Here is a 9,418-nt window from a genome sequence, read left to right on the forward strand (position 1 = left end):
ACAGTCCATGTAGCGCCCCTTCCCCCGATTTACGAGGGGGTGCAGACCAGATCAGCGCACCTGGAACGCACGGACATATTCCGGCTTCACCGCATCGATGAGCGCGGGCGTGACCGGCAGCGTCACTTCATAAGTCCCTTCGGCATAGGGCCCGGCATTATAGGGCGCGACCAGGAAGCCCACGCGGTCGAAGCTCTGCTTGCCCGCAGAACCGAGAATCACGGTCGAATTGGCGACCGGCGCGATGCAGTCGTCGAACGGCTTGTCGCTGCGTTTTACCGGCATGCCGCGCTTGCGTTCCCGTTCCTTGTCCAGTTGCGCGCAGAAGGCGTCCTGCACCGCCGCGTCCAGCGCCTGCGCATTTCGGAACATGTCGATCGGCTTTACCGCCACTTCCTTCTCGCGGTCCCAGACCAGCGCGTCGTAGACGGTCATGCCATGCGCGCCGCCCGTGTAGGTGTAGACACTGGCCGATAGCGACAGATAGCGCGGCAAGTCGGTCACGACCTGCCATTCCTTGCCATAGCCGCGACTGCGGCACGGGACGCAGTCGGGCATGTCCGTGTCCTCTTGTGCCTCGTCCCACTCACCCCGCCACTTGGCATAAGCGGCCTCGCGCTCGGCATCGAGGCGGGCGGCGAGCGGCGCGATCGCGGAAACCTGTGCGGGCCAGGAATATTCGAACTGGAACCGTCCGTCATCGCCGCCTGCATTCACTTTCTGCGAAAAGCCTTCTGCGTCCGCGCTGTCGGCCGTCGCACTCGCGGTCGGGCCGCCCTTGCCCGCATCGGCCTCGGCGACCGCGCTGGCCGAAGGCTGTTTGGACGGGGCTTCGGTCGCCGCACCACAGCCGCCTAGGAACAGGAACGGGGCCATTGCCGTTCCGATCAGCACAGATTTCGCTCGCATATCGTTTTCCCGAAAGGCTACTGCCACGGTCATGACAGACAAAGACGCACTCATTCAGCCCGATCGCGGGCAGGACGCAACCCCGATCCACGTTGTCGACAAGGACGGATTCGACGACTGGGCGAAGAAACTGACCGGTTCGCAGCGCGCTACCCTTTCCGCGCAGAAATTCACAGGCAAAGGATACCAGACGGCCATCGTGCCCGACGGCGATGGATGGTTCGCGGTCGGCGGCGTTGCGGACAGCGAAAGCCTGTCGGCATGGTGCCTTGCCAAGCTGGCCGAAACGCTGCCCGCCGGAACCTACCGCCTTGCCAAGGGGGATGCCGGGCCGGCGCTGTTCGGCTGGCAGAGCGGGCAATACGCCTTCACCCGGTACAAGGACGACAAGGACGCCGAAGGCCCGCGCATCCTGCTGACCAAGGACGTCGCCGCGATCGACGGCATGATCGCCGAGGCCGAGGCCGTGAACCTGGTCCGCGACCTGGTGAACACCCCGTCGGAGGACATGGGCCCCGAGGCGCTTGAGGCGGAGGCCTCGCGCCTTGCCAAGAAATTCGATGCCAAGCTGACCGTCACGCGCGGCGACGCGCTGGAAAAGGGCTATCCCATGGTGCACGCCGTGGGCCGCGCCGCTGCGCGCAGCCATGCACCGCGCCTGATCGAACTGGAATGGGGCCCCGCCGATGCGCCGCGCATCGCGATCGTTGGCAAGGGCGTGTGTTTCGATTCGGGCGGGCTCGACATCAAGCCGACCAGCGGGATGGCTCTGATGAAGAAGGACATGGGCGGTTCGGCCCATGCTCTCGCCCTCGCCTCGCTCATCATGGGGCAGGGTCTGAAAGTGCGACTGCACTTGTTGGTCCCCGCGGTCGAGAACGCGATTTCGGGCAATGCCTTCCGTCCGGGCGACGTGCTGGCCAGCCGCAAGGGCCTGACCGTCGAAGTCACCAATACCGACGCCGAGGGGCGGCTGGTGCTTGGTGACGCGCTGACCAAGGCGAGCGAGGATGGCGCAGGCCTCATCATCGATTTCGCCACCCTGACCGGCGCGGCGCGCGTGGCGCTGGGGCCGGACCTGCCCGCCCTGTTCACGCGTCAGGACGACACGGCACAGGACCTGATGGACGCGGGGCTTGCCCATGACGATGCCTGCTGGCGCCTGCCGCTGCACGACGGCTATCGCGACATGCTGAAAAGCGACATCGCCGACATGGTCAATTCGGCCAGCGGCGGTTTCGCCGGCGCGACGACGGCCGCCCTGTTCCTCGACCGATTCGTCGGCGACGGGATCGAATGGGCGCATTTCGACACGTTCGCATGGCGTCCTGCAGCAAAACCGGGCCGTCCCAAGGGCGGCGCGGCGCTGGGCCTGCGCGCGGCATGGCACATGCTGAAGAAAAGATACCGGGACTAAGACTGCTCAGGCCGGCTGGCCCTTCTATTCGTCGCGCAGGTGGGGCCTTGCCTGAAGGTCCTGCCAGCTCTCGAACGTCGCGGCCTGTCCGCGGTTCACGCCATCGGGATCGACGAGGTTCCAGACCGTTGCCGCCTTGATCCGGAAACGGCGTCCATCCGATGCGATGCGAATGCCCGCGTAATCGTCGATAAAACCTTGTGCGCGGACCCGCGCCAGCAACGCCTCACGCTCTTCGCGCAGCGGCATTTCCGCCGAAAGGCGCGATGGCATGGCCAGGACCTGTTCTCCCGTCAGGGCAAACAGGTCCAGAGCCGCGCGATTGGCATAGAAGAACAGCGGGTCATCCTCGGTCCCGTGCGCCAGCACCACGGCGGGCAAGTGCCATAACGCGTGGGCAAAGTCGCCGCCTTCGGGCACGAGCGGGCGACCAGTGATCCGCAAGTGGCTCGCCGCGATGAGGGCGATACGCGAAAGGCCTGCGTGCGCTTCTATCGCCCGGCGGTCCGCATCGCGGTCGTAATTGCGCTCCATCGTCTCTCAATCGCCCTTTAAGCTTCCTCTGCGACCATCTGCCGGGTTGCCCTTCCCGGTCACGCGGTTTAAGCGCCGCGGTTCGTTCCAAACCAGAAATACAAGACCATTGTCCAGCCAGTCCACCAATAGCCCCGCGTCACAGAGCTTCGCCCTCGCCGGACCGTCACGCCATGCGCGCGACGCGGTTCTGCCCGTGCGCGGCGATCTGGCGCATATCCGGCTGGCCGGTGAAGTCTTCGTGCCGCACTACGCGGTGCCGATGCCGCACAGGCTGGCGGCCACTTGCGTGCTGCTGTCGGCGGCGCGCGACGATGCCGAAGTGCTGGGCGAACTTTCCGAAGGCAGCGCCTTCGACGTGCTGGACATGGCGGGCGGATGGGCCTGGGGCGTTGCCGATGGCGACGGCGCGGTGGGCTACGTCGCGCTCGACCAGCTGACGGCGGACTGAGGCGATGGGTGCCAGCGTTTTCATCGACGGCGCCGCCGGTACGACCGGACTGGAAATTGCCGAACGTCTGGAAAGCCGCGACGATTTCGCCGTCGTCACCCTGCCCGACGACTTGCGTAAGGATGACGGCGCGCGCGCCGACGCGCTGAACGCGGCGGACTTCGCGATCCTGTGCCTGCCCGACGATGCAGCCCGCGCCTCGGTCGCGATGCTGCGCGGGGACAGCACGCGCGTAATCGATGCATCGACCGCACACCGGGTTGCCGAAGGCTGGACGTACGGCTTCCCCGAAATCGTCGGCACGGATGCCGTTCATGGCGCGCGGCTGGTTTCCAATCCGGGATGCTATCCCACCGGTTTCATCGCGCTTGTCGCCCCGCTCGTGCGCGCGGGGCTTATCCCTGCCGACTGGCCCTATGGCTGCCACGCCGTCTCCGGCTATTCGGGCGGCGGTAAGGCGATGATCGGGCGGTTTGAAAGCGGCGAACCGGCCCCGGCCTTCCTCGGCTATGCGCTGCACGGCGGGCACAAGCACTTGCCCGAAATGGCGGCCCACGCTGGGCTGGTCCGCCCGCCCCTGTTCTCGCCTGCGGTCGTCCCCACGTTCCGCGGCATGATCGTCGAAGTCGCGCTTCCCGCCTCGGCCTTCCTCGGCTCGACGCCTGATGACCTGCGCGATGCGCTTGCCAGTTTCTATGAAGGTAGCGCGATCGTTTCGGTAAAGCCGGAAACAGCGGAGATGACGGAAATCACCCTCGCCATGGATGCACAGCCGTGGGACGGGCTCGACCTCCACGTCTTCGGCGGCAAGCAGGGTGAGCAGGCGCGCCTCGTCGCCGTGCTCGACAACCTGGGCAAGGGGGCCAGCGGCGCGGCGCTTCAGAACCTCAACGTCATGGCTGGCCTGCCGGCCGCGACAGGGCTGCGTCTGGACCGCTGATCGCTGCCCGTTTTTTGGGCAAAGCCTCAATTTTGGGCACGAAATTGCCGGTTTGACGAACTTCGCTGACGGATCGTTTCGCACAAGCGGCAAAACGCGCAGCAAAAACCTTCGCAATTGCCGCAATACCCCTTTCGCGCCCCTTTTCCATCGCCTACGTTGCCGCGCATTAGAGAGGTGGCACGATTCTTGTTTAACGATGGCTGGTGCATGGCTGCGCCGCTTCGTTCTGGCGGGAACGACCACCGGCGTACCGGACGACATGGATAATACCGGTCGCGCCATGCACACGGATCGAAGCGCGGGGGCGTAAGAAGTACTGACGTGAAAAAGATCGAAGCGATCATCAAGCCGTTCAAGCTCGACGAGGTGAAGGAAGCGCTGCACGAAGTGGGCGTTACCGGCATCACCGTGACCGAAGCGAAAGGCTTTGGCCGACAGAAGGGCCACACCGAACTCTACCGCGGCGCGGAATATGTCGTCGACTTCCTTCCCAAGGTGAAACTGGAAGTCATCGTCACGACCGACATGGCCGAACGCGTGATCGAAGCCATCGCAGGCGCGGCCCAGACCGGCCGTATCGGCGACGGCAAGATCTTCGTCTCCCCGATCGAGACCGCAATCCGCATCCGCACCGGCGAACGCGACGCCGACGCGGTCTGAGACAACCCACGGGCCTGACAGGGCCCGATCCGTATCGTGCCATCCCCCGGTGCTGAAACCGGGAAAAATCTATCGAAAGGGATGAAAATGGCCTCTGCAAAGGACATCCTCAAAAGGATCAAGGACGAAGAGATCGAATGGGTCGATCTCCGCTTTACCGACCCCAAGGGCAAGTGGCAGCACCTCCAGATGCTGGCCGAGCCGCTGGGCGAGGACGAGCTGGAGCAGGGCCTGATGTTCGACGGTTCGTCGATCGAAGGCTGGAAGGCCATCAACGAATCGGACATGATCCTCAAGCCCGACCTTGATGCCGCCTACATCGATCCGTTCTCGGCAACGCCGATGATGGTCCTGTTCTGCGACATCGTCGAACCCTCGACCGGTGAACTCTACTCGCGCGATCCGCGTTCGACCGCGAAGCGTGCCGAAGAATTCCTGAAGTCGACCGGCCTGGGCGACACCGTCTACGTCGGCCCCGAACCGGAATTCTTCATGTTCGACGACGTGAAGTTCTACGACGGCTACGAAGGCTCGGGCTTCAAGATCGACGACATCGAACTGCCCGGCAACACCGGCAAGGACTACGAAGGCGGCAACCTCGGTCACCGTCCGCGCGCCAAGGGCGGCTACTTCCCCGTCCCGCCGGTCGACAGCTGCATGGACATCCGCGGCGAAATGGTCTCGACGCTGGTCGAAATGGGCCTGCCGATGGACAAGCACCACCACGAAGTGGCCGCTGCCCAGCACGAACTCGGCATCACCTTCGGCACGCTGACCACCACGGCCGACCGCGTGCAGATCTACAAGTACGTCGTGCAGATGGTCGCCCAGGCCTATGGCAAGACCGCGACCTTCATGCCGAAGCCGATCCGCATGGACAACGGTTCGGGCATGCACACGCACATGTCGATCTGGAACGACGGCAAGAACACGTTCGCTGGTAACGGCTATGCCGGCCTGTCGGACACCTGCCTCTACTACATCGGCGGCGTCATCAAGCACGCGAAGGCCGTCAACGCCTTCTCGAACCCGACGACGAACAGCTACAAGCGTCTCGTCCCGGGCTTCGAAGCTCCGGTTCTGCTGGCCTACTCAGCCCGCAACCGTTCGGCTTCGTGCCGTATTCCGTACGGTGCAGGCGAAAAGGCGAAGCGCGTCGAATTCCGCTTCCCCGATCCGCTGGCGAACCCCTACCTCGCTTCGGCTGCCCTGCTCATGGCGGGTATCGACGGGATCAAGAACAAGATCCACCCCGGCGACGCGATGGACAAGAACCTCTACGACCTTCCGCCGGAAGAGCTCGCCGAAGTTCCCACCGTCTGCGGCTCGCTGCGTGAAGCGCTCGAATCGCTGGCCGCGGACCACGACTTCCTTCTCGAAGGCGGCGTGTTCACCAAGGACCAGATCGACGCCTACATGGAACTGAAGTGGGAAGAGGTTTACCGCTTCGAACAGACGCCGAGCCCGGTCGAATACGACATGTACTACTCGGCCTGATCCCCCACGATCAGACGAAACGAGAGGGCGTCCGGGAAACCGGGCGCCCTTTCTTCATGGCGCATGCCAGAGCCTTGTTGCATTGCAGCATGAACGCGCCATATTGCCGGTATGGCAAAGGTTGAACCCATCGCCGAAGAGACCGTCCTCGTACTGCAGGGCGGCGGCGCGCTGGGCTCCTACCAGGCAGGCGTCTACGAGGCGCTGGCCGAATGCGGCACCGATCCGGACTGGGTCGCGGGCATCTCCATCGGTGCGATCAATTCGGCGATCATCGCGGGCAACCCGCCCGAACGCCGTGTTGAACGCCTGCGCGCCTTCTGGGATCAGGCCTCGTCGCGGGTCACCGTCCCCTCCCCCAGCAGGGATGGCGAACCACGCCGATGGTTCAACGAGTTTTCGGCCGCCGTGGTCGCCACCATGGGTATTCCCGGTTTCTTCCACCCGCGCCTGATCCCGCCCGGCGTGTTCTGGCCGGACGAGCCGCAATCGCTCAGCTACTACGATACCGCGCCGCTCAAGAAGACGCTGCTGGACCTCGTTGATTTCGACCTGATCAACGATCCTGAAGGCCTGCGGCTCAGCGTCGGGGCGGTTAACGTGCTGACCGGCAACTTCGTCTATTTCGACAACCGAGAACGCACGATCGGGCCCGAACACATCATGGCCAGCGGTGCGCTGCCGCCCGGTTTTCCGCCGGTTTTCATCGACGGAGAGCCCTATTGGGACGGCGGCATCGTATCGAACACGCCGCTGCAATACGTCCTCGACACCACTCCGTGCGGCGGGCTCACCATCTTTCAGGTCGACCTGTTCAGCGCGCGTGGGCGCATGCCGGTAACGATGCCCGATGCGCTTCAGCGTGAGAAGGACATCCGCTTTTCCAGCAGGACGCGTCTCAACACCGATCTCAACAAGCACCTCGAAGACTTGCGCGATGCGGCGCGCCGGCTGATGGCGAAGATGCCGCCCGAACTGTGCGCCGATCCCGATGCGCAGCTCCTGGCGCAGCTGCCGTCGCATGGCGGCGTTTCGGTCATGCACCTCATCAACCGCAGCGACATGAGCGACAGCCATTCGAAGGACTACGAGTTCTCGCGCTACACGATCGACGAACATTGGCAAACCGGCCACCGCGACGCGCACCACTCGCTGCACGATCTTCGCTGGACCGGGCGTGATCGCGGGGTCGGCGGGATCAAGACCTTCGACCTGACCTCCGAACTTTACTGAACGCTACCGAAACGGCGCGTTCGGGCTGCTCTGCCCGCCGCTATCTGCCCTCTTCCTGTCCCTATGCGGGGCACCGTCTGACGCACGCAAGGAACGGTGCAGCCCCGTGCTCGTTGAGGGGCAAAGGAGTTTTGACATGCGAAATATCGTGATGGGTGTTGCTGCCATCGCACTCGCAGCCAGCGGGGCCTATGCCCAGCCCGGTAACGGCAATGGCGGCGGCAACGGAAACGGCAAGGGCGGCGGAAATGCCGCGGCTGCCGGACACAAGGGCGGCGGTAACGGTCATGGCAATGCCAAGGCGGACCGCGGCAATGGAAACCAGGGTGGCGGCAAGGCGCAAGCCAGCGCCAACCGTGGTAATGGCAACGGTAACGGCAATGCGCCGAACATGGCCGCACGCGGTAACGGCAATGCGAATGCGAAAGCGGACAACGGCAATCGCGGGAACGGCAATGAGCGGATGACCGGTAATGGTAACGGCAACGGCAATGCCAACCGAAACGCCGTCGTTCGTGGAAACGGCAATGGGAATAACGGCAACGTCCGAATTGCCAATCGCGGCAACGGAAATGGCAACGATGGCTACGAAGTCATTCGTTATTCCTACCGCGACAGTCTTGCGCGCGATTACGGCCTAATCGACGGCTGCCCCCCGGGCCTTGCCAAGAAGAACAACGGCTGCAACCCGCCGGGTCTCGTGAAGCGGGACCATTACGATTACGACCGTGCGAACTGGTGGGGCCTGCCCGGCCTCGGCGACGGGCGCTATCGCTATTACGACAACAACCTTGTCCGCCTGTCCGATGCCGGTGCGATTCTCGGCTACTACCCGCTTCTGGGCGGCGCTTTGTCGAGCGGGAATGTCTGGCCGTCGTGGTTCGATTACCAGCCGGTGCCATCGTACTACGAAAGCTACTACGGCCTCGGCCAGCGGGACAGCTATCGCTATGCCGATAATGCGCTCTACCGCGTCGATCCCGAAACGATGGCGATCACTTCGGTCGCGGCGCTGTTGACGGGGGACACTTTCACCGTCGGTCAGCCGATGCCCTCGGGCTACGGCGTCTATAACGTGCCTTATGGCTATCGTGACCGCTACGTCGACGGGCCGAACTCGATGTATCGTTACAGCGACGGCTACGTCTACGAGATCGATCCGACGACACGGCTCGTCTCCGCCGCAATCGAACTGCTGATCTGAGGAGAGCGAGCATGACGACTTTCAAACGCAAGGGCAGCCTGATGATTGCTGCCTCGCTCGCCTTCGCGCTTCCGCTCGCCGCCTGTTCGGGCAGCGAGGAGGCCGCAACCGGCGAGACGGTAAGCAACGATACGCTGGCCAGCCAGCTCGCCAGCGCCGACTCGCTGTCGATGGCGAGCACCGCTCTCAACGAAAGCGGCCTGGCGCAAGTGTTCGACGGCACGGCGAATTACACGCTTCTGGCTCCCGACGATGCTGCTTTCGAGGCTGCGTCCTCGCTTGAGCTGAATGCCCCGGAAAACCGCGCGCTTCTGGCCGAAGTCCTGCGTGACCATATCCTGCCGGGTGCGATGTCGGGCAACGACATCGATAACGCGATCGAGGCCAATGGCGGCCCGGTTGAAATGACCACGATGGGCGATACCACGGTCACTTTCACGCGCGGCGAAGATGGTTCGATCACCGTCACCTCGTCCGATGGCAGCGAGGCGCATTTCGCAGGAGATGCCCTGATGACCAGCAATGGTTCGGCTATCCCGATCGACAAGCTGCTGCGCAAGATCTGACGCG

10 protein-coding genes are annotated in these 9,418 nt (G+C 63.9%); 8 read left to right on the plus strand and 2 right to left on the minus strand.

Features of this window, described 5'->3' with window-relative positions:
* Nucleotides 1-51: 51 nt before the first annotated feature.
* Complete coding sequence (locus FAX90_RS12120) at nucleotides 52-909, minus strand: DUF4163 domain-containing protein (protein WP_240704888.1); 858 nt, start codon at nucleotides 907-909, stop codon at nucleotides 52-54.
* Nucleotides 910-940: 31 nt separating this feature from the next.
* Between FAX90_RS12120 and FAX90_RS12125 the strand changes: the two genes are divergently transcribed.
* The gene (locus tag FAX90_RS12125) at nucleotides 941-2,326 is read left to right on the plus strand and encodes a leucyl aminopeptidase family protein (protein WP_144097665.1); all 1,386 of its coding nucleotides are present in this window, start codon (nucleotides 941-943) and stop codon (nucleotides 2,324-2,326) included.
* 24 nt (nucleotides 2,327-2,350) lie between these two features.
* On the opposite strand, the gene FAX90_RS12130 is transcribed toward FAX90_RS12125, so the two are convergent.
* The gene (locus FAX90_RS12130) at nucleotides 2,351-2,860 is read right to left on the minus strand and encodes an MEKHLA domain-containing protein (RefSeq protein WP_144097666.1); all 510 of its coding nucleotides are present in this window, start codon (nucleotides 2,858-2,860) and stop codon (nucleotides 2,351-2,353) included.
* 109 nt (nucleotides 2,861-2,969) lie between these two features.
* Here FAX90_RS12130 and FAX90_RS16840 point away from each other — a divergent pair, with 109 nt between their 5' ends.
* From FAX90_RS16840 to FAX90_RS12165, 7 genes are all read left to right on the plus strand, one after another.
* Nucleotides 2,970-3,311, plus strand: coding sequence for an SH3 domain-containing protein (locus FAX90_RS16840; RefSeq protein ID WP_240704889.1), 342 nt, complete (start codon nucleotides 2,970-2,972; stop codon nucleotides 3,309-3,311).
* Nucleotides 3,312-3,315: 4 nt separating this feature from the next.
* Nucleotides 3,316-4,251 (plus strand): N-acetyl-gamma-glutamyl-phosphate reductase, encoded by a 936-nt coding sequence (gene argC, locus FAX90_RS12140; RefSeq protein ID WP_144097667.1) that lies wholly within the window; start codon nucleotides 3,316-3,318, stop codon nucleotides 4,249-4,251.
* Between the two features lie 324 nt (nucleotides 4,252-4,575).
* On the plus strand, nucleotides 4,576-4,914 hold the full coding sequence (locus FAX90_RS12145) for a P-II family nitrogen regulator (protein ID WP_144097668.1): 339 nt from the start codon (nucleotides 4,576-4,578) through the stop codon (nucleotides 4,912-4,914).
* A gap of 87 nt (nucleotides 4,915-5,001) precedes the next feature.
* Entirely contained in the window at nucleotides 5,002-6,411 is a 1,410-nt protein-coding gene (gene glnA / locus FAX90_RS12150; protein WP_144097669.1) for a type I glutamate--ammonia ligase, read from the plus strand.
* A 111-nt stretch (nucleotides 6,412-6,522) separates the two neighbouring features.
* Complete coding sequence (locus FAX90_RS12155) at nucleotides 6,523-7,644, plus strand: patatin-like phospholipase family protein (protein WP_144097670.1); 1,122 nt, start codon at nucleotides 6,523-6,525, stop codon at nucleotides 7,642-7,644.
* Nucleotides 7,645-7,780: 136 nt separating this feature from the next.
* Nucleotides 7,781-8,848, plus strand: a complete 1,068-nt coding sequence (locus FAX90_RS16705; RefSeq protein ID WP_144097671.1) for a hypothetical protein — start codon at nucleotides 7,781-7,783, stop codon at nucleotides 8,846-8,848.
* A gap of 11 nt (nucleotides 8,849-8,859) precedes the next feature.
* Nucleotides 8,860-9,414, plus strand: a complete 555-nt coding sequence (locus FAX90_RS12165; RefSeq protein WP_144097672.1) for a fasciclin domain-containing protein — start codon at nucleotides 8,860-8,862, stop codon at nucleotides 9,412-9,414.
* Nucleotides 9,415-9,418 lie beyond the last annotated feature (4 nt).

This window comes from Croceicoccus sediminis (assembly GCF_007570835.1).
Taxonomy (GTDB): domain Bacteria; phylum Pseudomonadota; class Alphaproteobacteria; order Sphingomonadales; family Sphingomonadaceae; genus Croceicoccus; species Croceicoccus sediminis.

Coding starts and splice junctions, on each gene's coding strand:
- glnA (WP_144097669.1), top strand. CDS start 5,002: ATGGCCTCTGCAAAGGACATCCTCAAAAGGATCAAGGACGAAGAGATC.
- FAX90_RS12165 (WP_144097672.1), top strand. CDS start 8,860: ATGACGACTTTCAAACGCAAGGGCAGCCTGATGATTGCTGCCTCGCTC.
- FAX90_RS12130 (WP_144097666.1), bottom strand. CDS start 2,860: ATGGAGCGCAATTACGACCGCGATGCGGACCGCCGGGCGATAGAAGCG.
- FAX90_RS12155 (WP_144097670.1), top strand. CDS start 6,523: ATGGCAAAGGTTGAACCCATCGCCGAAGAGACCGTCCTCGTACTGCAG.
- FAX90_RS12125 (WP_144097665.1), top strand. CDS start 941: ATGACAGACAAAGACGCACTCATTCAGCCCGATCGCGGGCAGGACGCA.
- argC (WP_144097667.1), top strand. CDS start 3,316: ATGGGTGCCAGCGTTTTCATCGACGGCGCCGCCGGTACGACCGGACTG.
- FAX90_RS16705 (WP_144097671.1), top strand. CDS start 7,781: ATGCGAAATATCGTGATGGGTGTTGCTGCCATCGCACTCGCAGCCAGC.
- FAX90_RS12120 (WP_240704888.1), bottom strand. CDS start 909: ATGCGAGCGAAATCTGTGCTGATCGGAACGGCAATGGCCCCGTTCCTG.